Source organism: Peteryoungia aggregata LMG 23059 (assembly GCF_030814435.1).
In the GTDB taxonomy this organism is placed as follows: Bacteria; Pseudomonadota; Alphaproteobacteria; order Rhizobiales; family Rhizobiaceae; genus Allorhizobium; species Allorhizobium aggregatum.
The window spans coordinates 19,130-43,578 of sequence record NZ_JAUSUW010000008.1; the positions used below are offsets into that span (position 1 = coordinate 19,130).

The window sequence follows — 24,449 nt, forward strand, 5'->3', positions numbered from 1 at the left end:
GTGCCGGGCCAGGTCCCGGGAGGCTATCCGTGGTCGACCTCTTCAAGCGCATGTTCGGTAAAGACGCGTCCCCCGCAATCGCACCTCAACCATCCGCAGAGCCGGCAGCAAACGCCGCCGTCCGCGCCGACGAGGCTCGGCTCGCTGCACGCCGCGCCCAGATCAGCAACGATCTCTTCGAACTGCAGCAGATCGCCATGGCGGAACTTGCCCTGCGTCGAGAGCAGGATGCCGCCGCAGCCAAGGCCGGCTTCGAGGCGGAAGATGGCGGCAGCGGACGCGTGCTGACCGTCTGATCCCGGCTTCGGCAACCGGCTTTCACCTCCTGCCCCGGACAAAGCTGTGGCGTCTTCGCACACCACGGCTTCAGATCTTTTGTCACCCATCGTTTTTGTCTAAAGCGATCATGGGGAGCAACAAAAGAACCCGAATGGCGCTGAAACCGACAGAGATCGGTCGCGCCGACCCAAGGAGCAGGACATGAAATTTCAACTTCTCGCCAGTGCGGCCCTTGCAGCACTGATCGCCACAGCACCAGCTGCCCGTGCCGAAATCGTGCTCGGCCTGATGGCGCCGCTGACCGGCCCGCTGGCCGCCGTCGGCGCGCAGATCAAGAATGGCGCCGAAACCGCCGTTGAAGAAATCAACAAGAAGGGTGGCATCAACGGCGAACAGGTGAGCCTGAAGATCGCCGATGACGCAGGCGAACCGAAGCAGGGCGTTTCCGCCGCCAACCAGCTCGTCGGTGAAGGCGTGCGCTTCGTCGTCGGCCCGGTCACCTCGGGCGTTGCCGTCCCCGCCTCCAGCGTTTTCGCCGAAAACGGCGTGCTGATGGTGACCCCGACCGCGACGGCCCCCGATCTCACCGCCCGCGGCCTGACGACCGTGCTGCGCACCTGCGGCCGCGACGACCAGCAGGCCGATGTGGCCGCCAAGTTCGTGCTGGCGACATACAAGGACAAGAAGATCGCCATCCTTGACGACAAGGGCCAGTACGGCAAGGGTCTCGCGGACGCCTTCAAGGCAGCCCTCAACGCCGGCGGCGTCACCGAAGTCTTCAAGGATTCGCTGACCGCAGGCGAAAAGGATTTTGGCGCGCTCGTCACCCGCCTGAAGGCTGATGGCGTGGACGTGATCTATTTTGGCGGCTACCACCCGGAAGCCGGCCTTCTGGTGCGCCAGATGCAGGATGCTGGCCTCAAGGCTCAAGTGATCGCCGGTGATGGCCTGTCGAACAACGAATACGTGACGATCGGTGGTGAAGCCGCCGAAGGCACAATCTTCACCAACGCTGCCGATGCGCTGAAAAACGAAGACAGCAAGGCCGCTGTCGATGCACTCGCCGCAAAGTCCATTCCGGCGGAAGCCTTCACGCTGAACACCTATGCCGCTGTCGAAGTTATCGCTGCCGGCATTGCCAAGGCCGGGAGCGTCGACGACGCCGAAGCGGTTGCCGCGAGCCTCAAGGACGGCTCCGAAATCCCGACCGCCATCGGCAAACTGACCTATGGCGAAACCGGCGACCTCACCTCCCAGAGCTTCGCCGTCTACAAGTGGGAAGCCGGCAAGACGGTGGCTGCCGAGTAAGGCTTCAATCGCTCCGGAACAGGAAGGCGGCTCGCAAGGGCCGCCTTTTTTGGTGGAGGTATCAAAGAGTGCGAGGGTCAGTCCTCATCCTGAGGCGGGAGCGAAGCGACCCTCGAAGGACGAGGACGGGTGGCTTTGGCTGCGGCCTCGATCCTTCGAGGCATGCTCCCGCATGCACCTCAGGATGAGGGGGAAGGTTTCGTGCGCGACCTCGCGTCCAAGCGGAGGTTGGCCGTAGCCGTTTTACCGCGTGGCACCCCCCTCTGTCGGCTGCGCCGACATCTCCCCCACACGGGGGGAGAGTGGGCCACCGGCGCTGCGGCGCGGCTTCGCAACAGCCGATATATGAACGAGAGGTCGGCGGTTTTACGCTCTCCCCCCGTGTGAGGGAGATGTCACGCAGTTACAGAGGGGGGTAACCACACGACAGGCATCAGCCGAAGTCCGCCCTCCGCGAAGATACTCCCGCCCACCCCTCACAAAATCCGATCGCGGAACTCCGGTGCCGGCAGCCAGCAGCTGTCGCGCTTGCCGAAGATCCGGTAGCGGTTGCGGGCGATCATCCGGTAGAGTGGGTCGCGAATGAAGCGCGGCACGGCTTTGAAGATAGAAAGCGCCTTCCAGGGCCAGCCGAGCCCGGCATAAATCGCCAGCACCGCATCGCTGTCGCGCAGCATATGATCGCCGTCGACGACGATGATGCTGTCGGGATTGGTGGGATCGATGCCGAAGCGGCGGTAGAGGGCTGCACCCACCGGCCCTTGCATCGAGGCAAGGCGAAAACGCTTCTGGCGGTCGTTCGAGAGCACGAGCTGCGCATTGGCCGAGCACAGTATGCACTCGGCATCAAAGAGGATGATCGGGCCGCCGGCGTCGGTTGTGGTATTCATGACCCTCAAGCTAGGCCAACTCGCCGACGGCGTCCATGCGACAGGAGGTCCTCTGAAACAGGAGGCCGTGACAGGCGCGCCAACGCCGCTAGAATGGCCGCAAGGCGCGAGATCGATGACGCAGCGACGAGGATGACGATGAAGAAGGGTTACAAGGACTTGCTGGCGGAAGCCGGGGCTTTGGTCGAGGCGGTGGATGCATCCGAGGCGGCCCGTCTGCATGGCCGCGACAACGTTGTCTTCGTCGACCTGCGCGATCCCCGCGAGCGTGAACGGGAGGGCACGATCCCGGATGCCTTCGCCTGCCCACGTGGTATGCTGGAATTCTGGATCGATCCGGAAAGCCCCTATCACAAGCCCGTCTTCGCCGAGGACAAGCTCTTCCTCTTCTTCTGCGCCAGCGGCTGGCGCTCGGCGCTAGCGACCAAAACGGCGCTGGAAATGGGCCTGGAAAACGTCTGCCACCTCGAAGGCGGCTTCACCGCCTGGCGGGACAAGGGTTCGCCGGTGGCGGCGGTGGTGGCGAAGGTGAAGGGCTGAGTGGCAGCATTGAGTCGCGACCTGCCCAGCGCCTGTGGTGCCCCCCTCTGCCCTCCTGAGCTTGTCGAAGGGCGGGCATCTCCCCCTCAAGGGGGGAGATTGGCGCGCGGTATCGCGTTGCCCACTAAACCCCGAGGTTAAAACGTCCAACCTGCGGCTGCCTTGAGGAAGCAGATGGCCAAACGGCAATCTCCCCCCTTGAGGGGGAGATGTCGGCGTAGCCGACAGAGGGGGGTATCGGAGCACGAGGGAGAGGCTGCAGCGACAGCGACCCTCGAAGGACGAGGTTCGCAAGCAATGCCCATTTCCTCGTCGCGCTCCCCGCGCGATCGCCCTAAGATGGTCAAGACCATTCAGAGGAGTGCCCATGTCCGAGACGATTCGCATTGCCAATTCAGAGCTTGCCGTCGAGATCTCCTCGCTCGGCGCCGAGATGCAGTCGCTGCAGGCGGCGGATGGCCGGGACTTTCTGTGGAACGGCGATGCCGCCTGGTGGACAGGGCGCTCGCCGATCCTCTTTCCGATCGTCGGCAAGGCGCCCGGCGATGTCTTGGCCGTCAATGGCACGACCTATCCGATGGCACAGCACGGGATTGCGCGCCGCCGCGAATTCGCAATGGTCGAGCAGACGGAAACGGCCTGTCGCCATGAACTGGTCTCCACGCCCGAGACCCGCGCGGTCTATCCCTTCGACTTCCGCCTGACGCTCGAGCATCGCCTTGAGGGCCGAACGCTTTCGGTGACGGCAACAGTGGAAAACACCGGCGGCAAACTGCTCCCCTTCGGCATCGGCTTCCACCCGGCCTTTCTCTGGCCGCTGCCGGGCGCGGACGGCAAACAGCATTCGGTGATCCTCGACAATGGCGCAGAACCCGGCGTCATCCAGCTCGAAGACGGACTGATCGGCAAGACGCTGCCGACCTCGCCCTTCAAGGCAGGCCGGCTCGAACTCGCCCATACGTTGTTTGACAACGACGCCCTGATCTTCCCCGAAGGTGCCGGCACCGGCCTCTCCTTCGCCGCAGACGGCGGGCCATCGCTGCATTTCACCTTCGAAAACCTGCCCAATATCGCGCTGTGGCAAAAGCCAGGCGCCCCCTTCCTCTGCGTGGAACCCTGGCACGGCATGGCGGCCCATGCCGGCGGCACGGCGGAGCTCGTGGAGCGACCCTACACAGTGGCGCTGGCAGCCGGAGACGCCATGCGGTTTGGGTTTACGGTCGAGATCAGAGGCTAAGCGGCCATTTCCCCGCAGGCAGCAAGGCGATAGACTACTGCACTGCACACAGAATCGGAGAGCCCGCATGACCGACCTCGAACGCCGCATCGACCAGGGCACCGGCCGCGAGCCGGCGGACATCGTTCTGAAGGGTGGGCGCTTCTTCGATCTGGTCACCGGCGAACTGGTCGCATCAGACATTGCCATCTGCGGCGAGACCATCATCGGCACCGTCGAGACTTACGAGGGCCGCGAAGTCATCGATATCTCAGGCAAGATCGTCGTGCCCGGCTTCATCGACACCCATCTGCATATCGAGAGTTCGCTGGTCACCCCGCATGAATTCGACCGATGCGTGCTTCCTTATGGCGTAACGACAGTCATCTGCGATCCGCACGAGATTGCCAATGTGCTCGGCACCGAGGGCATCCAGTTCTTCCTTGATTCCGCCGAAGAGACGATCATGGACATCCGTGTCCAGCTCTCCTCCTGCGTGCCGGCCACGCATCTGGAAACCTCCGGCGCGGATCTGCCGATCGAGCGGCTGCTACCGTTCCGCAGCCACCCCAAGGTCATAGGCCTTGCCGAATTCATGAATTTTCCGGGCGTGATCCACAAGGATCCGATCTGTTTGGCGAAGCTCGAGGCCTTCCAGGACGGCCATATCGATGGCCATTCGCCGCTGCTGTCGGGCCGGGACCTGAACGGCTATCTCTCCGCCCGCATCCGCACCGACCATGAATGCACCACAGCCGAAGAGGCGATGGAGAAGATCCGCAAGGGCATGCACATCCTCGTGCGCGAGGGCTCGGTGTCCAAGGACCTGCACGCGCTGATGCCGATCCTGACCGAGCGGCTTTCGCCTTTCCTCGCGCTCTGCACCGACGACCGCAACCCGCTCGACATCGCCGAACAGGGTCATCTCGACTACATGATCCGCGAGGCAATCAGAAATGGCGTCGAGCCGCTGGCCGTCTACCGCGCCGCCTCGATTTCGGCGGCCCGCGCCTTTGGCCTCCGCGACCGCGGCCTTGTCGCCCCCGGCTGGCGCGCCGATCTGGTGGTCGTGGACAGTCTTGAAAACTGCAAGGCCGAGATGGTCTTTGCCGCCGGTCGCCACGTGACCGACGCGCTCTTCGCCACCCGCAAACCCGTCGCCCCCGTCGGGCTCGACAGCGTCAAGGCCAGGGTCGTTAAGGCGGCCGATTTCGGCGTTCCGGTTGCGGAAGGCGAAACGCCCGTGATCGGCGTGATGCCCGGCAAGATCATCACCGAACACCGCCGCTTTCGCCTGCCGACCTCGGGAAACCAGACCTCCGTCGATCTCGCAAACGACGTCATCAAGGTCGCCGTCATCGAGCGGCACGGCAAGAACGGCAACCATGCCAATGGCTTCGTCCAGGGGTTCGGCCTGAAGAAGGGCGCGATCGCCTCAACTGTTGGCCATGACAGCCACAATATCTGCGTTGTCGGCGTCTCCGAAGAGGACATGGCGCTTGCCGCCAACCGGCTGGGCGAAATCAAGGGTGGTTTCGTCGTGGTCGAAGACGGCAAGGTGACCGGCGAGATCCCGCTCCCCGTCGCCGGCCTGATGAGCTTAGAGCCCTATGAGAGCGTCCGCGATACGCTGCATCACCTGAGACAAGCCGCCTATGCGCTCGGCACCACGCTGGAAGAACCCTTCCTCCAGGTCGCCTTCCTGCCGCTGCCGGTCATCCCGCATCTGAAGATTTCAGACAAGGGCATGGTCGATGTCGACAAGTTCTGCCTGATCGGGTGAGGATTGGCAGCGGACGGCAGAAGTCCTATGATCGGGTGGAGGATGAAGCGATGACCCGTCTCGAACGACTTGTGGAAATGGTGCGTGAACTGTCGCCGGAGGAATTCGACACCTTCGCCGCGTCTGTTGAAGACTTGCGTGCCGAGCGCTGGGATCGCGAGATCAAACAGGACACAGCGGAAGGCCGTCTCGACACGCTCATTGAGGGGGCCGTCGAGATCATCAGGCGGGACAAGTCCTCGGCTGTGCTGATGGGCAAGGATGAATATGACAGCCTCATCGAAACCGTCCACCTGCTATCCTCGCCGGCCAATGCGGCACGCCTGCTCAAGGCAAAGGACGACCTTGCAGCGGGTCGCTTCACGGAACGATCTCTGATCGCGGATCTGGACCGCTGAACTATGCGGATCGCCTTCGCGCCGGATGGATGGGCTGACTACATTCACTGGCAAGAAGCCGATCGAAAGATACTGGCACGGATCAACGAACTGATCCGCGACATGGTAAGGCACCCCTTCGAGGGCATCGGCAAACCAGAACCTCTAAAGGGCACGCTGAAGGGTATGTGGTCCCGCCGGATCACTCGGGAACATCGGATTGTCTACGCCGTTGTCGGCATGGGTGAGGATCAGACGCTCGTCATCCTCCAATGCCGCTATCACTATTAACGAGGCTCCATGGCGTCCGATATCGAGAACCGCCAGCCCACTCCCCTCCGCCAGCATCTGGCGCGCCTTTATGACGGCCGCGACACGGCTGCCATCCGCTTCCAGTTCGCGCTGATGGTGATCGATCTCGCGATCATCGGCTTTTTCCTCGCCGGGCCCTATATCCGAGACCGGCCGAGCTATCTCATTCTGGATTACGCCATAGCCGCCTGGATCGCGATCGAGATGCTGGCCCAGTGGGGGGCGTCACGCACGACGCGGGGTTTTCTGCTGCGGCCGATGACCTGGATCGACCTCTTCGTGCTCGGCACGCTGCTCTTCCCGCATCTTCTGTTCAACTTCGCCTTCCTGCGCGTCGCCCGCATCTGGGCTGTCGCCCAACGTCCGGTTTTCAAGCTGATGCTGAACCGGCTGGGGCTGAAGGAACAGACGGATGTCGTTACCGCCTTCCTCAACCTCTTCGTCTTCCTCTTTCTGGTGACCGGCTTCGTCTACACCTTCTTCTTCTATGCCGAGGATGCAGGCAGCGGCTTCATCGACGCGCTCTATTTCACCGTCGCCACGGTCACGACGACGGGTTTCGGCGACATCACGCTTCCCGGCACCTTCGGCAAGCTGACCTCGATCGTCACCATGATCATCGGCATCTCGCTCTTCGTCCGGCTCGCCCAGGCCATCGTCAGGCCCTACAAGGTCACCTTCCCCTGCCCCGAATGCGGATTGCAGCGGCATGATGCGGATGCCGTACACTGCAAGGCCTGCGGCCATGTGCTGAACATTCCCGATGAGGGGATGTGATCACAGCCGCGCGCAGAAGCCATCAAGCGGCCCGAGATGGATTTCCGTCGCGACATGCCGACCGGACAAGCCCGGGACGGCAACCGCCTCCTTGACCTTGATGCCAGCGGGAATGCCAATTTCCTGCGGGCCGCGCCGGAGATTGAAGACGAACAACAGCCGTTCCTCACCCTTGGACCGGGTAAAGGCCAACACATCCTCATTGGTCGCCAGGAACTCCATGTCGCCATCGATCAGCGCCGGATGGCTCTTGCGGAAGGCAAGCGTCGCCCGGTAATGGGCAAGCACCGAAGCCGCGTCGCTTTCCTGCGTATCCACGGCCAGCGCCTGATGTTCCGCCGAGACCGGCAGCCAGGGCTTTGCGGTCGAGAAACCGGCCTGGCTCTTGGTCTTGTCCCAGACCATCGGTGTGCGGCACCCGTCACGGCCCTTGAAAGCCGGCCAGAACCGAATGCCATAGGGGTCGCGCAGATCCTCGAAGGAAAGCTCAGCCTCGGGCAGGCCAAGCTCCTCGCCCTGGTAGAGGCAGATCGAACCGCGCAGCGTGGCGAGCACCGAGGCCGCGATCTTCGCCACCGTCTCACGCTCACCCGCGTCCTGCACGAAACGGCTGACATGCCGCGTCACGTCATGGTTGGAAAAGGCCCAGCAGACCCAGCCGTCCTTCACCTGCTTCTGGAAACTGTCGACGCAGTGGCGGATATGGCTGGGCGTGAAGTCCGGCCCCAGCAGATCGAAGGTGTAGCACATGTGCAGCTTGTCGCCGCCGGAGGTATAGGCAGCCACAGTCTTGAGCGAGCGTGCGCCGTCACCGACTTCGCCCACCGTCGTACGATCCGGATACTGGTCGAGCAGTGCCCGGAAGCGCTTGAGAAACTCGATATTCTCCGGCTGGGTCTTGTCATAGAGATGGCTCTGCATGCCGTAAGGATTGACGTCGGGCGCATCGAGCCCGGCCTCCTCGCTGTCTGGCGCATGGGGCGGATTGTCCCTCAGCTCCTTGTCATGGAAATAGTAGTTGACCGTATCGAGGCGGAAACCGTCGACACCGCGCTCCAGCCAGAACTTCACGGCATCCAGCACCGCGTCCTGGACCTCGCGATTGTGGAAGTTGAGATCCGGCTGCGAGGCGAGGAAGTTGTGCATGTAGTATTGCTTGCGCACCCCATCCCATTCCCAGGCGGGGCCGCCGAAGACGGAGAGCCAGTTGTTCGGTGCCGTGCCATCGGGCTTGGCGGCGGCCCAGACGAACCAGTCCGCCTTGGAATTGTCGCGGCTCGCCCGGCTTTCCTTGAACCAGGGATGTTGATCCGAGGTGTGAGAGATCACCTGGTCGATGATGACCTTCAGCCCGAGCCGCTTTGCCTCCGTCATCATCTGGTCGAAATCGGCGAGCGTGCCGAACATCGGGTCGACATCGCAATAATCCGAGACGTCATAGCCCATGTCGGCCTGCGGCGAGGTGAAGAAGGGCGACAGCCAGATCGCATCCACCCCAAGCGCCGCGATGTAAGGCAGCCGCTCGATGATGCCCTTGATGTCGCCGATGCCATCGCCATCCGTGTCCTGGAAGGAACGCGGATAGACCTGATAGATCACGGCCCCGCGCCACCAGTCGGCAGAATGGGAACGGGCGGTCTTGGCGGGAGACTTGGTCATGGGCAGGTCCTTCGGCGGGAATCGACGGGTCGCCCCTCAAGCAATCGGGTTCGGCGCCCAATGTCAAACGACCCGTCTCAGGGCTGACATCAAGCTGTAATGTTCCCCTCCCATAAGGCGTGGCAGAGCTTGTGAAGCAGAATCGCCGCTTTCGCGGCCGTTCGGATGAGGGCGGGCGCGCCATGCCGAAACTGACCATCGTGACCGATGCCTGGCACCCGCAGGTGAACGGGGTCGTCCGATCCATCGAGACCACCAATCGCGAGCTGAAGAAGCTGGGCGTCGAGGTCTCGATGATCACGCCCGAGCCCTTCCGCAGCATTCCCATGCCAACCTATCCGGAGATCCGGCTGTCCCTCGCCTCGCCCCGCCGCATCGGCCGCATGATCGAAGCACAGCAGCCGGACTATGTGCATATCGCGACAGAAGGCCCGCTCGGCCTGATGGCGCGCCACTGGTGCATCCGCAACAAGCGTCCCTTCTCGACAACCTATCACACGCGCTTTCCGGAATATGTGGCGGCCCGCCTGCCTGTACCACTCTCCTGGCTCTATGCCTTTGTCCGCTGGTTCCACAATCGCGGCGGCGCCTGCATGGTGGCAACCGAAAGCCTGCGCCGGGAGCTTTCAGCGCGTGGCATCAACAATCTCTGCCTCTGGAGCCGCGGCATCGACACCGCTAATTTCCACCCGCGCGAAAAGTCGGAGAAACCCTTCGGCTTGCCCCGTCCGATCTTCATGACGGTCGGCCGTGTGGCGGTCGAAAAGAACCTGCCGGCCTTTCTCGATCTTGATCTGCCCGGCTCGAAGGTGGTGGTGGGGGATGGTCCGGCTCGTGCCGACCTGCAAGCGCGCTATCCGGATGTGCTGTTCACTGGTGTCAAGCATGGCGAAGATCTCGCCCGCGCCTATGCAGAAGCCGATGTCTTCGTCTTCCCATCGAAAACCGACACTTTCGGCAATACGATCCTGGAAGCACTCGCTTCCGGCGTTCCCGTCGCTGGCTACCCGGTCACTGGGCCGATCGACATCATTCCGGCAGGCTCCAATGCCGGAGTACTCGACCACGATCTGCAGATCGCCTGCATCGCAGCGCTGCAAGCATCGCCGGCGTCGGCCCGCAGGTTGGCCGAAACCTATTCCTGGGAAGCGGCGACCGAGCAGTTCTTCGACAATGTCGTGGAAGCCAAGGAGCAGCGCCGCAAGCGGGGCCTCAGGCAGCGCTTCGGAACTCGCCCGGCAGAGCTGGACGCCCACGGACGTCCTGCCACCGAGTAAGCCGCTGAAATCAGCGGCGTCTCTTGCGACCCTCGAACGGGTTTTCGCCCGCCTTGAAATGGATGCGGATCGGCACGCCCGGCATGTCGAAATCGGCGCGCAGACCATTGGTCAGATAGCGCACATAGCTTTCCGGCAGCGCATCGGGACGCGTGCAAGAAATCATGAAGGCTGGCGGACGGGCCTTGACCTGCGTCATGTATTTCAGCTTCAGGCGACGGCCGGAGACCGCCGGTGGCGGATGCTGGGTCGTGACGGCATCGAGCCAGCGATTGAGCTTGGCAGTCGAGATGCGCTTGTTCCACACCTTATCGGTGTCGATGATGTTCTGCATGAGCTTTTCCAGCCCATAGCCCGTCTGGCCCGACATCGGCACGGCGCGAATCCCGCGCGCCTGCGGCAGCAGCCGTTCGGTCTTCTCGCGGAGTTCCGTCAACAAGGCCTGCGGGTCGTCGACCAGATCCCACTTGTTGAAGGCAAGCACCGCGGCGCGGCCCTCGCGCAGGCAGAGGTCGACAATCTGCAGATCCTGCTTTTCGAAGGGGATGGTCGCATCGAAGACGATGACCACGGTTTCGGCAAAGCGGATAGCACGCAGCGCATCGGCGACGGAGAGCTTTTCGAGCTTCTCCTGCACGCGCGCCTTCTTGCGCATGCCGGCGGTGTCGAACATCTTGATGGTGCGGCCGCGCCAGTCCCACTCGACAGAGATCGAATCGCGCGTGATACCGGCTTCGGGGCCGGTCAGCAGACGATCTTCGCCAAGGAAGCGGTTGATGAGCGTCGACTTGCCGGCATTCGGGCGACCGACGATCGCCACGCGCAGCGGCTTGGTCTCGTCATATTCCGGTTCGGCCTCGTCTTCTTCGCCTTCCAGGTCACCGTCCTCGGGAAGAAGGACATCCGTCTCGGCAACGTCCTCTTCCTCGGGAAAGGCCCGCTCCTCGCCGATGGCCTCGACGATCGCGTCGCGCAGGTCGATCATGCCCTGGCCGTGTTCAGCCGAGATCGGCACCGGCTCGCCAAGACCCAGCGTATAGGCATCGTAAAAGCCGGCATCCGAGCCACGTGCTTCCGACTTGTTGGCGACCAGCACCACAGGCCGGCCACGACGGCGCAGCATTTCGGCAAGCGTCTGATCGACGGGCGTCAGGCCGAACTTGGCGTCGACGACGAAGAGCGTCAGATCCGCCTCGTCGATCGCCATCTCCGTCTGGGCGCGCATGCGGCCCTGCAACGTCTCAGGCCCTGCCTCTTCGAGACCAGCGGTATCGATGATGGTGAAGCGCAGGTCCACGAGCTTGGCATCGCCCGGTCGACGGTCGCGGGTAACCCCCGGGGTATCGTCGACAAGCGCCAGCTTCTTTCCGACCAGACGGTTGAAAAGCGTGGACTTGCCGACATTCGGGCGCCCGACGATGGCGACTGTGAAACTCATGGGAACGCTAGCTTTCCGGCCTTGATGGCCTTGTTGTTACGGAGCCTTGCCGGAGGCCTTGATGTTGTCGAGCAGCATCTGGGCGCGGTTGGCAACATTGCGCGGTGCTTCCGCGTCTTCGACGATCTGCTCGAACCACTCGCGGGCACGGGTCATGTCGCCGGCCTTGTAGGCGGCGAGACCCAGCGCTTCACGGGCGGCATGGCGCATGGCATTAGTCGGCGTCGCCATGGCCTCGACCATGGCAGAAACTTCATCATAGGTGCCGGTATCAACCAGCAGCCATGCGGCGCGCACCTTGGCAGTGTTGCGCACGGCATCCGGGATCGACGCATCATCGCCGATCGTCTTGAACGAGGCAACGGCGCCAGCCGGATCGCCCTTTTCGGCGAGAACCGAGGCCGCACGGAAACGGGCGAGGATGCCATAGGCGCCGTAGCCGTCCTGTTCGAGCGCCTGCAATGCGGCTTCCGCCTCATCGCGCTTGCCCTGATCGGCCAGCGTCAGTGCTGCAAGGAACTTGTCGCCGGCATCCGAGGCCTGGGTGGAGTCCCAATGGGTCCAGAGGCGATGGCCAGCCGTGCCGAGGACGATGACCACGGCAGCACCTATGATGATGCGGCTGTAGCGCTTCCAGGCGTTGCGCACCTGGTCGGAGCGGAGCTCCTCGTTCACTTCGCGGATAAAGCTGTCGTTCTGATCAACCATTCATATCCCCGGACGATGCCGGCCTTTCGATGCAGTCTCATGCGTGAGCGGCCTTCTAGCCGATTTTTGCCCGCTTGTAAGGGGAAAACCGCCAACAGGCTTAAGCCGTCACATGGCAAGCGGTGCAACCCCGATCAACAGTTTGTGCAGCCACATGGTGATGACGGCCCAAACGACGATGCCGCCGACAACGGCAATCGCATCCCAGCGTGCCGATACGAAGGGCTTGAGCACAAGCTCGCCCGCCCGCACACGGCGCTTGTAGCTGATGCGCAGGACCACACCCCAGGCCAGAAGCGCCACGAACAACAGCACCGAGGCGAGGTCGCCATTGGCGAGCAGGTGGGCGGCAGCCCAGATCTTGATCGACAGCACGATCGGATGCTTGGTCTTGGTGGCGATATGCCCGGCCGGCAGGAAGCCGGCGACCAGACAGATCATGGCAAACAGCATCAGCGTCGTCGTCAGATGGTTCATGCCCATGGGCGGGAACCAGAGATTGATGACGGGTGCCGTGGCATAGCCCCAGATCAGGACCACCAGTGACACGAGGCTCATCACCGAATTGATGACCCGCCAGCCGGTCTCGCCGAAGCGGCCGATCATCGAGACCCGAAAACCGGGCGCGACGACGCGGATCAGATGCGTGGCCAGAAACAGGATGATACCAAGAATGAGAAGTGTCATGAGTGAGAACCTTTCGGGTCGAGTTGCCCAAAGCCTTACTGGTCTGACGTTCGAATATCCAGCCTGTTCAAAGCTTCGCCGCATTTGGATGGGAGGCAACACACCGAATTGATTGCCGGGTGTTTGCTGATGTTTCGTTCTTTGATTGCCGTTTCCCTTGCCCTTTCCGCGACGACTGCGACAGCGCAACAGCCCGCTCCTGCGGCAAAAAGCGCTGACGGCACAAAGCCGAGCCAGATCCTGATGATCTCCTTCGACGGTGCGCATGATGTGAGGCTCTGGGCGCGAAGCCGCGCCATCGCCGAGCGTGCAGATGCGCATTTCACCTATTTCCTCTCCTGCACCACCCTGATCCCGCGCGCCCGCGCTAGCGACTACAAGGCGCCGGGCATCAAGGCCGGCCGCTCGAACATCGGTTTCGCGACGGATGCGAACGAGGTTGCGGTCAGGCTCGACCACATCTGGAACGCCAGAAACGAAGGTCACGAAATCGCCAGCCACACCTGCGGACACTTCGACGGCAAGGACTGGACAAAGGCCGAGTGGCTGACGGAATTCGAGACCTTCGATCGGGTTCTCTTGAACGCCTGGAAGGACAATGGCCTTAGCGATCGCGAGCCAAAGGACTGGGCGAACTTCGTGAAAAACGGCATCACAGGCTTTCGCGCGCCTTATCTCTCCGCCCCCGACAGCCTGTTCCAGGCCGAGCGCGAGCATGGCTTCCGCTACGATGCGAGCGTGGTGACCCATGACCCGGTGCTACCGGTCAGGAAAGGCGGACTTGCCCGCTTCGGCCTGCCGCTGATCCCGGAGGGGCCGGAGGCACGACGCATCATCGCCATGGACTACAATCTCTTCATCCGCCATTCCGCCGGCATCGACCATCCATCGAAGGGCGATGAATTCGCCGAGCGCAGCTACAAGGCATTCAAGCAAGCCTTCGAGGCACAATACAACGGCGACCGCATCCCTCTGCAGATCGGCCTGCACTTCGTCACCATGAACGGCGGCGCCTATTGGGCAGCGATGGAGCGGCTGGTGGCGGAAGTCTGCCCCCGCCCCGATGTCGCCTGCGTCACCTATTCGGAAGCGCTCGACATGCTGGAAGACCGGAGTGATGCACCTGCCGGAACGCCCGGCGCGATGTGATCGCATGACGCATTTACTTGAGACCCGCGACACCCGATATGGACGGATAAACCTCGGGGTAATCCATGAAGATCCTTTTCCTCCTCGCCTGCGCCTGCGTGATCGCTGCCACCATCGGCGCCGTTGCCATCGGCCTGTCGCTCTTCACCCAGCCGGAGGCCTATGCCGGTCTACGCAATGCAGGTGAAATACAGATCGTGATGCACGGGCATACCGTATGACCTGACACCGCCCTTCCCGAAACGGTACGGGCTATCTCCATTATCCGGATCAAACAGCAGGGCCGCGCCGGTTACCCCGCGCGGCCTTTGTCGTGCGTGTGATCTGCCGCAACGTCAGTAGGGACGATCGGCTGCGAGTTCACCTTCGGCAGCCTCGCGCTCAAGATAACGCTGGTCGATTGCCGGCAGAGGTTCGCCATCGATGGCGGCCTCGAAGGCAACAAGACGCTTGTGGATCGACAAGAGTTCGATGATCGTCGACCAATTGCTGACCAGATACTGGAAGCTGTCCGTCACCTGACCGAAGGCCGTGGCGATCTGTTGCCAGATCCCCATGGTAATCTTACCCGAAACAAATGTTGGAACAAGAATAAATAGCAGAAAAACAGCATCGAATCTCGAGTATGAGGATGCTGCAAAGTTGAAATATGTATAGTGCCAATACATCCGAAAGTAATTTTTTCTGACGTTAGCAAACAACTCCTTCACGGTAACAGGATTTGCGCGGTCCGCGTGGTCCTCGCCATAGACCAGCTCTTTGCGGAACGCCGCCTCAACACGTTGGTTTCGAAACTGTAAGCCAGGCAGCTTGATGCCGACAACTATCAAAAGCACAGTACCGAAGCTCGACCAACCGACCGCCAACCAAAAGAGTGAGTGAGGAACCGCACCAATTAGGGGTAGTTCGCTTACATGCTCAGACATACGAAACAGGATCGGCAAGAAAACGACCAAGGTCATCACCGAGTTGACTAGGTTGACCCCGAGACCTTCTAAGATGTTTGCGAACCGCATGGTGTCTTCTTGAACACGCTGCGACGCACCTTCAATGTGACGCAGCCTGTCCCACTTAGACAAGTAGAAGTCGTTCATCGCATTGCGCCAGCGAAAAACATAGTGGTTAGTAAAGAACGATGTAACCACCGTCATCACTGCACCTACCATACCGATTTCCAGAAACTGCCGAAGCAGGAGATATAGACCTGCAGCATTCTCTGCGCGGTTGCCTTCACCAGTGATTGCGATCTGCAAAAGGTCGAAAAAGGGTCCCCGCCAGTTATTCACTGCAACCGAAATCTGCACGATGAAGTAAGCGATGAAGACAAGAAATGCTGAGCCCCAGATCGACCACTTGGACCAGGGGTGGTCCTTGGCGATCACCTGCCAGGCCAAGCCAAAGACACCGACGAAGACCGTGAAGTAGAGATAGAACCAGAGATTGTCGGGTGTGAAGAAGAAGGCGAGCCCGACTGGCGGCGTCTGCCCTTCGGCCAGCGGTGGCAAACCGATCGCGGCACCCATCTGCGGGCCGATTGTATACCAGACGATGATGCAGACGAGCGTCCAGACAGCGGCCGAGGTGAAAAACAGCTTGGGGCGGGGGAAGAAGGAATGAAACACGCGGGAAACCTTCGTGTGGGAGAAGTCCTGTAGAACCAGCGGGAACCTAGGGCAGAAGGTTCCGTCCAGCAATGGCATCGCCAAATTGTGGCGGAATTACCCCCGCGAAAATTAAGGGTCTGTAAGGTTAGGTCTAGCGCAGAACGTCGCTCCGAAGCGTGACCGTCACGCAGCCGCTCCCTTGAGAATGAAGTCGGCCTCGATTTCGTCAAAGGGAACGGCAACCCTTCCCGTTTCATCCCTTTCGATGAGCCCCCAATCCATCAAGGTCGACACGTCCTCATGAACCCGCTTCACGTCGCGACCGAGAGCCCGGGCGAGGCCACGAATGGTGGAGGGCCCAAGCCCCTGCAGGCCTTCGATCAGCTCCCAGCGCTTCGGCGAAATGACGGAAAAGAGCTGGGAGGCCGAGGTAAAAATCAGAACGAAAGGCGCGTCAGGCCCCTTGGCACCCTGGTTCCAGACGTCGGCGAAACGCTGGCCCATGGCGCCGATGGCCGCGATCTCATCGGCGTCGCTGCGAATCTGGATGACTGCTCTTCTCATCGATCGAGCCTCAAGAATATCGCTTGTTCGCACCAGCATGTGGCCAACTTCGTCCAGCTGCAAGCCGCTAACTAGCTTATCCTTGCCTCCTGCCCAAAATTCGCTAGGGAAGTCGCAAAGCTTTTTCAGGAGTGCCAAATGAGCGACCTCAGCCTGCAGCAGGCCATCGACAACATCTACACCTCGATCAACAACGACAACGAAGAGATCGACCTCCATATTGCCGCCCTGAAGGCCGCAATGGCGAAGGAAGGCGTGAAGGAAGCCGTGTTCGAGCCTTCAAAGCTCGCCCAGTCGAACCGCCAGGGCCGCAAGATCATGCAGTCCTATTTCAAGAAGAAGGGCGTCGCGGTCGGCTTTTCGAAGGCCGATTAAGACGGAAGAGAAGCCAAGGCGCTCGCCTTAATCGGCGAGCGTCAGCACCAGCGGGCCGTTCTTCGTCACCACGATCGTGTGCTCGAACTGCACGGTCGGCGCCCGCGGCTCGCTGTAGAGCGTCCAGTTGTCCTTGTCGCCGTCCTCTGCCCATTGGCCGCCGAGCGAAAGGAACGGCTCGACGGTAAACACCAGCCCCTCCTCCATCATCCGCGTTTCGTCCGGGTCCGGCCAGGTTGAAAGCTCTGTCGGCTCCTCATGCAGCGAGCGGCCGACGCCGTGGCTGGCGAGATTGGTGATCAGCGTGTAGCGGCTCTTCTTGGCAAAGGCGCCGATCGAATTGCCGATATCGGCCAGCGGCCGGCCGGTCTTGACCTGGTTCAGCCCGACCCAAAGCGCCCGCTTGCCGTCGCGCAGCAGCCTTTCGAGTTTGGCCGTGCCCGGGGGCACGATGAAGGACGAACCGGTATCGCCGAAATAGCCGAGCTTTTCGCCCGACACGTCGATATTGACGAGATCGCCGGCCTTGATCACCCGGTCGCCCGGGATGCCATGGGCAATCTCTTCATTGACCGAGATGCAGGTGGCGCCGGGAAACTGGTAACAGAGTTCCGGCGCCGACTGCGCACCGTTGTCCTCGAGCACTTTCCGCCCGATCAGATCCAGCTCCCGCGTCGTGATGCCGGGCTCAAGCGCCGCCGCCATCGTCTTCACCGCCGTCGCGCAGATGCGCCCGATGTCTTTCAGACGCGTAAGGTCCTCTTCGGTTTCGACGATCATGGCGGTCCTTCAACGGCTTTGCGGCGGGGATGAGCGCTGCCTTAGGCGGCAGACGCCGTCTCCGTCAACGCTTTCCGAACTAGCGGCGCGACTTTTGTGCCGTAGAGCTCGATGCCGCGCATGATCTCGACATGCGGCATCGGGCCGATCGCCATCTGCAACAGGAAGCGGTCGTTCTTGAAAATGCCATGCATGGCGACGATCTTTTCAGCGACCGTTTCCGGATCACCGACGAAGAGCGCACCGCGCGGACCGCGCGAGGCATCGAACTGCGCCCGGTTGGTCGGACCCCAGCCGCGCTCGCGGCCGATCCGGTCCATCACCACGGCCTGCGGCGCATAGAAGATATCAGCCGCCGACTGCGTGGTGTCATGGATGAAGCCATGCACGTTGATGCTGGTCTTCAGCAAGGCGGGATCGACACCGGCCTTGGCGGCACTCTGGCGATAGAGATCGAAGAAGGGCGCAAAGCGATGCGGCTCGCCGCCGATGATGGCGAGCGCCAGCGGCAGGCCGAGATAACCGGCACGCGCCGCCGACTGCGGCGTACCGCCGATCGCGATCCACAGCGGCAGCAGATCCTGCAGCGGACGCGGATAGACACCCCGCGCTTGAATCGGCTTGCGGGTCTGGCCTTCCCAGGTCACCACTTCGTTCTCGCGAATCTCCATCAGCAGCTGCAGCTTTTCGGCAAACAGCAGGTCATAGTCTTCGAGATCATAGCCGAAGAGCGGGAAGCTCTCGATGAAGGAGCCGCGACCGACCATCAGTTCGGTGCGGCCATTCGAAAGCAGATCAACCGTCGCATATTGCTGGAAGACGCGCACCGGATCATCCGAGGAGAGAACCGAAACGGCGCTGGTCAGCCGGATGTTCTTCGTCTGCACGGCAGCAGCCGCCAGGATCGTGGCTGGCGAAGAGGCCATATAGTCAGGCCTGTGATGTTCTCCGAGGCCGAAGACATCGAGACCGACCTCGTCTGCGAGCTTGATCTCGGCCAGAAGCTCGTCCACGCGGCGCTTGGCTTCCGCGCCCTTGTTGGCGGCATTGGGATCGACATCGGCAAAGGTGTAAAGTCCGAGTTCCATGGGTCTCTCTCGCTGTATCGTTGTGCCAGAGATAGAGGGTCGCGTGCGCTCCTGCAAACTGCGCGGGGGTGACGGACTGTTTCGGAGCGGAGAACAAGCGGGGCGCAGCTTGAGACTTTCTCCGTTTCGGCGAAGCAGTCTTGCGCCAAAATCGCGATTGCCAGTGCTCTGCCTTTGGGCATAACCTCGACAAAACTATTGCGTCGCAGCAGGCCTGAGACAAGGGAGAATGAGATGGCAAGAACCGTCGTCGTCACCGGATCGACCAGCGGGATCGGGCTCGGCATCGCGAAAGCCTTTGCCGCCGAGGGTGCGGACCTCGTCATCAACGGCTTCGGGCCGGCTGACGAGATCGAAGCCAACCGCAAGGCGCTAGAGGCCCATGGCGGCAAGGCGATCTATCACGGCGCGGACATGACCAAGCCGACCGAAATCGCCGACCTGATCGCCACAGCGGAAAAGACTTTTGGCGATGTCGACGTGCTCGTCAACAATGCCGGCATCCAGCATGTCTCGCCGGTCGAGGATTTCCCGATCGACAAATGGGACCAGATCATCGCGATCAACCTGACCAGCTCCTTCCATACGATTCGCGCTGCCGTGCCCGGCATGAAGGCGAGGAAGAAGGGCCGCATCATCAATGTCGCCTCAGCGCATGCGCTGGTGGCCTCGCCTTACAAATCGGCCTATGTCGCAGCCAAACACGGGATCATGGGCCTCACCAAGTCGGTCGCCCTGGAACTGGCGGAGTTCGGCATCACGATCAACGCCATCTGCCCCGGTTATGTGCTGACACCGCTGGTCGAAAAGCAGATCCCCGATACGGCCAAGGCCCGTGGCATTTCCGAGGAACAGGTGAAGACGGACGTGATGCTGCGTCTGCAGGCGACGAAGGAATTCGTTGCCATCGAGGAGGTCGCGGCCACCGCCATCTTCCTCGCCAGCGACGCGGCCAGGCAAATCACCGGCACCTCTATTTCGATCGACGGCGGCTGGACCGCGCAGTAACGCGCCCCGCAGGAAAAGGCAGTTCATGACCAGCATTCGTTTCATCCTGAACGGCGAAGATGTCGCCCTTTCCAGCCTCGACCCGACCGAGACGCTGCTCGACTTCCTGCGCCTGAAGCGCCGGCTGACGGGCTCGAAGGAAGGCTGTGCGGAAGGCGATTGCGGCGCCTGCACGGTGCTGGTCGGGCGTCTCGTCGGTGGCAGGCTGAGTTATGAGACGGTCAATGCCTGCATCCGCTTCGTCGGCTCGCTGAACGCCACCCATGTCGTGACCGTGGAGCACTTGGCCGCCAAGGACGGCACGCTGCATCCCGTGCAGCAGGCCATGGTCGACTGTCATGGCTCGCAATGCGGCTTCTGCACGCCGGGCTTCGTCATGTCGCTTTACGGGCTTTGGCTGACCTCGGAAAACCCTGGCCGTGCCGAGATCGAGCGCGCGCTTCAGGGCAATCTCTGTCGCTGCACGGGTTACGAGCCGATCGTCAAGGCCGCCGAACAGGTCGGCCATGTCAGACCGTCGGCCCTCTTCGACCCGCTGGAACGCGAGCGCGCCAACATCATCGCGCGGCTGGAAGAGATCTCGACCCGCGAAACCATCGCGATCACCGGCCCCGATGGCCGCCGCCTCGTTGTGCCCGGCAGCGTCGAAGGTCTGGCCGAAACGCTCTCCGCCCATCCCAAGGCAACCGTTGTCGCCGGTGCGACCGATGTCGGGCTCTGGGTCACGAAGCAGATGCGCGTGCTGGACCCGGTCGTCTTCATCAACCATCTGCAAGAGCTGCAGCAGATCTCGGTGACAGCAGAAGGCATCACGCTCGGCGCCGGCGTCAGCTACACCAATGCCTTCGAAGCGCTCCGCCAGGAAATCCCCGCCTTCGGTCGCCTGATCGAGCGCATCGGCGGCCAGCAGGTGCGCAACATGGGAACGATCGGCGGCAATGTCGCCAACGGCTCGCCGATCGGCGACAGCCCGCCAGCGCTCATCGCGCTGTCAGCCACCGTCACCCTGCGCTCTGCCTCGGGCACCCGCACCATGCCGCTCGAGGACTTCTTCATCGACTACGGCAAGCAGGACCGCCAGCCGGGCGAATTCGTCGAAAGCCTGTTTTTGCCCCGCCCGAAGGCGGATAGCCATGTCGCCGTCTACAAGATCTCCAAGCGCCGCGACGAGGACATCTCGGCGCTCTGCGGCGCCTTCCACCTCGAAACCGATGCGGCCGGTATCGTCACCCATATCCGCATCGCCTTCGGCGGCATGGCGGCCACCCCGAAACGCGCGCGGTCGGTCGAGGCCGCGCTCTACGGCAAGCCGTTCACGCATGCCGCGGTGGAAGCCGCCCGTGACGCCTTCGACCTCGACTACAAGCCGCTCACCGACTGGCGCGCCACGGCGGAATACCGCCAGCTGACGGCGAAGAACCTGCTGACGCGGTTTTTTCTGGAAGTGTCCGGCATGCCGCAAGAATTGCAGCGCTTTGCGGTGGAGGAGGCGTGATGGGGACTGCTTTGCTTTGGTGTTACCCCCCTCTGTCGGCTCCGCCGACATCTCCCCCACAAGGGGGGAGAGTGGCCGCTGGCCGACTGCCCACCTCCCCCTTGAGGGGGGAGGTCGCCGCGAAGCGGCGGGTGGGGGTGATCCGGGCCACGAGTTCTGCCGCATCAATTGATGGAAATGTAACGCACATCACCCCACCCCGGAGCTGCGCTCCGACCCTCCCCCTCAAGGGGAGGGTGAGGCCGAGCGGCATCCCCGCGCCACTCTCCCCCCTTGTGGGGGAGATGCCCGACAGGGCAGAGGGGGGTACCTCGCGCGCTACATTTAGAGACGGAGGCCTTCATGGATAAGGCGACCTACGAGACGACGAAATACATCAAGGGGCCGATGCACCAGTCGCTGCGGCATGATTCAGCGCACAAACATGTCGCCGGAAGTGCCGAATATATCGACGATATTCCCGAACCCGCAGGCCTGTTGCATGGCGCGCTCGGCATGGCGGATCGTGCTCATGCGGAGATCCTGTCGATCGATCTTTCGGCGGTGAAGACCTATCCCGACGTGGTCGATGTCCTGACTGCCGCCGATATCACCGGCGTCAACGACGTCTCCTCCGGCGGTCGCCACGACGAGCCGCTGCTTGCGACCGACAGGGTCGAATTCCACGGCCAGACCATCTTCGCCGTCATCGCCGAAACCCGCGATGCGGCCCGCAAGGCAGCCCGTCTCGCCAAGGTCGAGTATCGCGACCTGCCCTTCTGGACCGATATCGACGGCGCGCTGGAGAATGGCGCGCCCCTCGTCACACCAGGCATGACGCTGAAGCGCGGCACGCCGGAAACCGAACTGGACAAGGCGGCCCACCGCATCAAAAGCGCGATGCGCATCGGCGGCCAGGAGCATTTCTACCTCGAAAGCCATATCGCGCTCGCCATTCCCGGCGAGGACGACGATGTCATCGTCTGGTCCTCGACCCAGCACCCTTCCGAAATCCAGCATATCGTCGGCCATGTGCTCGACATCCCCTCCAACGCCGTGACCGTCAACACGCGGCGCATGGGCGGCGGTTTCGGCGGCAAGGAAACGCAAGGCAACCAGTTTGCAGCACTTGCCGCACTCGCCGCCAAGAAGCTGAAGCGGGCCGTGAAATTCCGCCCCGACCGCGACGAGGACATGGGCGTCACCGGCAAGCGCCACGACTTCAAGATGGACTTCGACGTTGCCTTCGATGACGACGGAAAGATCCATGCCATTGAAGCGAACTTCGCCGCGCGCTGCGGTTATTCCTCGGATCTCTCCGGCCCGGTCACCGACCGCGCCCTCTTCCATGCCGATTCCAGCTATTTCTATCCGCATGTGAAGCTGACCTCGCAGCCGCTCAAAACCCACACCGTCTCCAACACCGCCTATCGTGGTTTCGGCGGCCCGCAGGGCATGCTCGGAGCAGAGCGGGTGATCGAGGAAATCGCCTATGCGCTGGGCAAGGACCCGCTGGAGATCCGCAAGGCCAATTTCTATGGCGAGAAGGGCTCGGGGCGCGATGTGACCCCCTACCACCAGCTGGTGGAAGACAACATCATCCTGAAGGTCGTCGAGGAACTCGAAACCTCCTGCGACTACCAGGCGCGCCGCCAGGCGATCATCGATTTCAACCGCACAAGCCCGGTGATCAAGAAGGGCATCGCGCTGACCCCGGTCAAATTCGGCATTTCCTTCACCATGACCGCCTTCAACCAGGCAGGCGCGCTCATCCATATCTATCAGGACGGCTCCATCCATCTGAACCATGGCGGCACCGAAATGGGCCAGGGCCTTTACACGAAAGTCGCCCAGGTCGTCGCCGATTGTTTCCAGGTCGATGTCGACACGGTGAAGATCACGGCGACGACGACCGGCAAGGTGCCGAACAGTTCGGCCACCGCCGCCTCGTCCGGCTCGGACCTGAACGGCATGGCCGCATGGGATGCCGCCCGGCAGATCAAGGAACGGCTGATCGCCTTCGCCGCCGAGAAGTATGCGGTTCCGGTCTCGGAAGTCGAATTCCTTCCCAACCGGGTGCGCGTTGGCGAGCAGATCTTCTCCTTCGGCGAGTTCGTCAAACAGGCCTATTTCGGTCGCGTGCAGCTTTCGGCGGCCGGTTTCTACAAGACGCCGAAGATCCACTGGGACCGCGCTGCCGGACGCGGTACGCCCTTCTACTACTACGCCTACGGCGCCGCCTGCTCGGAAGTCTCGATCGACACGCTGACCGGCGAGTATCTGATGGACCGGACCGACATTCTCCACGATGTCGGCAAGTCGCTGAACCCGGCCATCGATATCGGCCAGATCGAAGGCGGCTTCGTCCAGGGCATGGGCTGGCTGACGACGGAGGAACTCTGGTGGGACGGCAAGGGCCGCCTGCGCACCCACGCCCCCTCCACCTACAAGATCCCGCTCGCCTCCGACCGGCCGAAGATCTTCAACACGCGGCTGGTGCCCTGGTCGGAAAACACCGAACCCACCATCGGCCGCTCCAAGGCCGTCGGCGAACCACCCTTCATGCTGGCAAACTCGGTGCTGGAGGCACTGTCCATGGCGGTCGCTTCGGTCGCGGATTACCGTGTTTGCCCGAGGCTTGATGCGCCGGCCACGCCGGAACGGGTGCTGATGGCGGTGGAGAGGTTGAAGCGGGCGTGATGGATGGAGCCATGACGCACCACGCCGTTCCGGAAGGCCATCGCAGGAACGCTCGGCGGATGCGCAAAGCGCTGACGGCGGCTGAATTGCGCTTCTGGAATACGGTGAGAGCCCATCGCCTGATGGGATTGGGCTTTCGACGGCAGGTGCCGATCGCCGGCTACATCGTTGACTTCGCCTGCCCTGAGCACAAGCTGGTGGTCGAAATCGATGGCCCGAGCCACACATTCGATCAGAGGATCGAGCGCGATCAAGTTCGAGATCAGATGCTCGCCCATCTGGGATGGACCGCCCTTCGCTTTACAAACGAGGATGTGCTTGAGCATCTCGACGATGTCTGCACCCACATCCTGCGGGTGATCGGAGTGCGACGCTTTGAGTAATGCATTCTCATTTACCCCCCTCTGTCACTCCGTGACATCTCCCCCTCAAGGGGGGAGATTGCCAGCAAGCGCC

25 protein-coding genes are annotated in these 24,449 nt (G+C 62.1%); 16 read left to right on the forward strand and 9 right to left on the reverse strand.

Going from position 1 to position 24,449, the window contains the following annotated elements; genetic code table 11:
- Positions 1-29 precede the first annotated feature (29 nt).
- Together J2045_RS14470 and J2045_RS14475 are read left to right on the forward strand one after the other, a co-directional pair.
- Positions 30-296 carry a hypothetical protein gene (locus J2045_RS14470; protein ID WP_307373950.1) on the forward strand — a complete coding sequence of 89 codons (267 nt, stop codon included), beginning with the start codon at positions 30-32 and terminating at the stop codon, positions 294-296.
- 184 nt (positions 297-480) lie between these two features.
- Positions 481-1,587: a branched-chain amino acid ABC transporter substrate-binding protein gene (locus tag J2045_RS14475; protein ID WP_307373951.1), complete on the forward strand. Its 1,107-nt coding sequence runs from the start codon at positions 481-483 to the stop codon at positions 1,585-1,587.
- A gap of 476 nt (positions 1,588-2,063) precedes the next feature.
- Here the strand turns inward: J2045_RS14475 and J2045_RS14480 are convergent, their stop codons facing one another.
- Positions 2,064-2,477, reverse strand: a complete 414-nt coding sequence (locus tag J2045_RS14480; RefSeq protein WP_307373953.1) for a thiol-disulfide oxidoreductase DCC family protein — start codon at positions 2,475-2,477, stop codon at positions 2,064-2,066.
- Positions 2,478-2,615: 138 nt separating this feature from the next.
- On the opposite strand from J2045_RS14480, the gene J2045_RS14485 reads away from it, so the two are divergent.
- The 6 genes from J2045_RS14485 (at position 2,616) to J2045_RS14510 (ending at position 7,482) form a co-directional block, all read left to right on the forward strand.
- A complete protein-coding gene (locus J2045_RS14485; RefSeq protein WP_307373955.1) occupies positions 2,616-3,017 on the forward strand; it encodes a rhodanese-like domain-containing protein in 402 nt (133 codons plus the stop codon).
- 367 nt (positions 3,018-3,384) lie between these two features.
- Positions 3,385-4,254, forward strand: coding sequence for an aldose 1-epimerase family protein (locus tag J2045_RS14490; protein ID WP_307373957.1), 870 nt, complete (start codon positions 3,385-3,387; stop codon positions 4,252-4,254).
- A gap of 67 nt (positions 4,255-4,321) precedes the next feature.
- Complete coding sequence (gene ade / locus J2045_RS14495; protein ID WP_307373958.1) at positions 4,322-6,016, forward strand: adenine deaminase; 1,695 nt, start codon at positions 4,322-4,324, stop codon at positions 6,014-6,016.
- A gap of 50 nt (positions 6,017-6,066) precedes the next feature.
- A complete protein-coding gene (locus J2045_RS14500) occupies positions 6,067-6,414 on the forward strand; it encodes a type II toxin-antitoxin system Phd/YefM family antitoxin (protein ID WP_307373960.1) in 348 nt (115 codons plus the stop codon).
- Positions 6,415-6,417: 3 nt separating this feature from the next.
- Entirely contained in the window at positions 6,418-6,684 is a 267-nt protein-coding gene (locus tag J2045_RS14505) for a Txe/YoeB family addiction module toxin (RefSeq protein WP_307373962.1), read from the forward strand.
- Positions 6,685-6,693: 9 nt separating this feature from the next.
- Complete coding sequence (locus J2045_RS14510) at positions 6,694-7,482, forward strand: potassium channel family protein (protein ID WP_307373964.1); 789 nt, start codon at positions 6,694-6,696, stop codon at positions 7,480-7,482.
- Here the strand turns inward: J2045_RS14510 and bglA are convergent, their stop codons facing one another.
- Entirely contained in the window at positions 7,483-9,141 is a 1,659-nt protein-coding gene (gene bglA, locus J2045_RS14515; protein WP_307373965.1) for a beta-galactosidase BglA, read from the reverse strand.
- A gap of 182 nt (positions 9,142-9,323) precedes the next feature.
- Between bglA and J2045_RS14520 the strand changes: the two genes are divergently transcribed.
- Positions 9,324-10,418: a glycosyltransferase family 4 protein gene (locus tag J2045_RS14520; protein WP_307373967.1), complete on the forward strand. Its 1,095-nt coding sequence runs from the start codon at positions 9,324-9,326 to the stop codon at positions 10,416-10,418.
- A 10-nt stretch (positions 10,419-10,428) separates the two neighbouring features.
- Here J2045_RS14520 and der read toward each other — a convergent pair whose 3' ends face one another.
- The 3 genes from der to J2045_RS14535 all read right to left on the reverse strand — a co-directional run bounded on the left by der (position 10,429) and on the right by J2045_RS14535 (position 13,251).
- Positions 10,429-11,856, reverse strand: a complete 1,428-nt coding sequence (gene der, locus J2045_RS14525; RefSeq protein WP_307373969.1) for a ribosome biogenesis GTPase Der — start codon at positions 11,854-11,856, stop codon at positions 10,429-10,431.
- Between the two features lie 36 nt (positions 11,857-11,892).
- Positions 11,893-12,564 carry a tetratricopeptide repeat protein gene (locus tag J2045_RS14530; RefSeq protein WP_307373971.1) on the reverse strand — a complete coding sequence of 224 codons (672 nt, stop codon included), beginning with the start codon at positions 12,562-12,564 and terminating at the stop codon, positions 11,893-11,895.
- Between the two features lie 108 nt (positions 12,565-12,672).
- Complete coding sequence (locus tag J2045_RS14535) at positions 12,673-13,251, reverse strand: NnrU family protein (RefSeq protein WP_307373973.1); 579 nt, start codon at positions 13,249-13,251, stop codon at positions 12,673-12,675.
- Positions 13,252-13,380: 129 nt separating this feature from the next.
- Here J2045_RS14535 and J2045_RS14540 point away from each other — a divergent pair, with 129 nt between their 5' ends.
- Positions 13,381-14,400 (forward strand): polysaccharide deacetylase family protein, encoded by a 1,020-nt coding sequence (locus J2045_RS14540; RefSeq protein ID WP_307373975.1) that lies wholly within the window; start codon positions 13,381-13,383, stop codon positions 14,398-14,400.
- Between the two features lie 65 nt (positions 14,401-14,465).
- The gene (locus tag J2045_RS14545; protein WP_307373977.1) at positions 14,466-14,621 is read left to right on the forward strand and encodes a hypothetical protein; all 156 of its coding nucleotides are present in this window, start codon (positions 14,466-14,468) and stop codon (positions 14,619-14,621) included.
- Positions 14,622-14,735: 114 nt separating this feature from the next.
- On the opposite strand, the gene sbmA is transcribed toward J2045_RS14545, so the two are convergent.
- Both sbmA and J2045_RS14555 read right to left on the reverse strand, forming a co-directional pair.
- Positions 14,736-16,022 (reverse strand): peptide antibiotic transporter SbmA, encoded by a 1,287-nt coding sequence (gene sbmA, locus J2045_RS14550; protein WP_307373979.1) that lies wholly within the window; start codon positions 16,020-16,022, stop codon positions 14,736-14,738.
- 165 nt (positions 16,023-16,187) lie between these two features.
- Entirely contained in the window at positions 16,188-16,568 is a 381-nt protein-coding gene (locus tag J2045_RS14555) for an HVO_A0114 family putative DNA-binding protein (protein WP_307373980.1), read from the reverse strand.
- A 138-nt stretch (positions 16,569-16,706) separates the two neighbouring features.
- Here J2045_RS14555 and J2045_RS14560 point away from each other — a divergent pair, with 138 nt between their 5' ends.
- Positions 16,707-16,943, forward strand: coding sequence for a hypothetical protein (locus J2045_RS14560; protein WP_166602217.1), 237 nt, complete (start codon positions 16,707-16,709; stop codon positions 16,941-16,943).
- A gap of 27 nt (positions 16,944-16,970) precedes the next feature.
- Here the strand turns inward: J2045_RS14560 and map are convergent, their stop codons facing one another.
- Complete coding sequence (gene map / locus J2045_RS14565) at positions 16,971-17,723, reverse strand: type I methionyl aminopeptidase (RefSeq protein ID WP_307373983.1); 753 nt, start codon at positions 17,721-17,723, stop codon at positions 16,971-16,973.
- A 41-nt stretch (positions 17,724-17,764) separates the two neighbouring features.
- Positions 17,765-18,811, reverse strand: a complete 1,047-nt coding sequence (locus J2045_RS14570) for an LLM class flavin-dependent oxidoreductase (RefSeq protein WP_307373985.1) — start codon at positions 18,809-18,811, stop codon at positions 17,765-17,767.
- A 234-nt stretch (positions 18,812-19,045) separates the two neighbouring features.
- Between J2045_RS14570 and J2045_RS14575 the strand changes: the two genes are divergently transcribed.
- The 4 genes from J2045_RS14575 to J2045_RS14590 all read left to right on the forward strand — a co-directional run bounded on the left by J2045_RS14575 (position 19,046) and on the right by J2045_RS14590 (position 24,376).
- Complete coding sequence (locus J2045_RS14575) at positions 19,046-19,819, forward strand: 3-hydroxybutyrate dehydrogenase (protein ID WP_307373987.1); 774 nt, start codon at positions 19,046-19,048, stop codon at positions 19,817-19,819.
- Between the two features lie 25 nt (positions 19,820-19,844).
- The gene (xdhA, locus tag J2045_RS14580; RefSeq protein WP_307373989.1) at positions 19,845-21,314 is read left to right on the forward strand and encodes a xanthine dehydrogenase small subunit; all 1,470 of its coding nucleotides are present in this window, start codon (positions 19,845-19,847) and stop codon (positions 21,312-21,314) included.
- 342 nt (positions 21,315-21,656) lie between these two features.
- The gene (xdhB, locus tag J2045_RS14585) at positions 21,657-23,993 is read left to right on the forward strand and encodes a xanthine dehydrogenase molybdopterin binding subunit (RefSeq protein WP_307373991.1); all 2,337 of its coding nucleotides are present in this window, start codon (positions 21,657-21,659) and stop codon (positions 23,991-23,993) included.
- An 11-nt stretch (positions 23,994-24,004) separates the two neighbouring features.
- On the forward strand, positions 24,005-24,376 hold the full coding sequence (locus tag J2045_RS14590) for an endonuclease domain-containing protein (protein ID WP_307373993.1): 372 nt from the start codon (positions 24,005-24,007) through the stop codon (positions 24,374-24,376).
- The last annotated feature ends 73 nt before the right edge of the window (positions 24,377-24,449 follow it).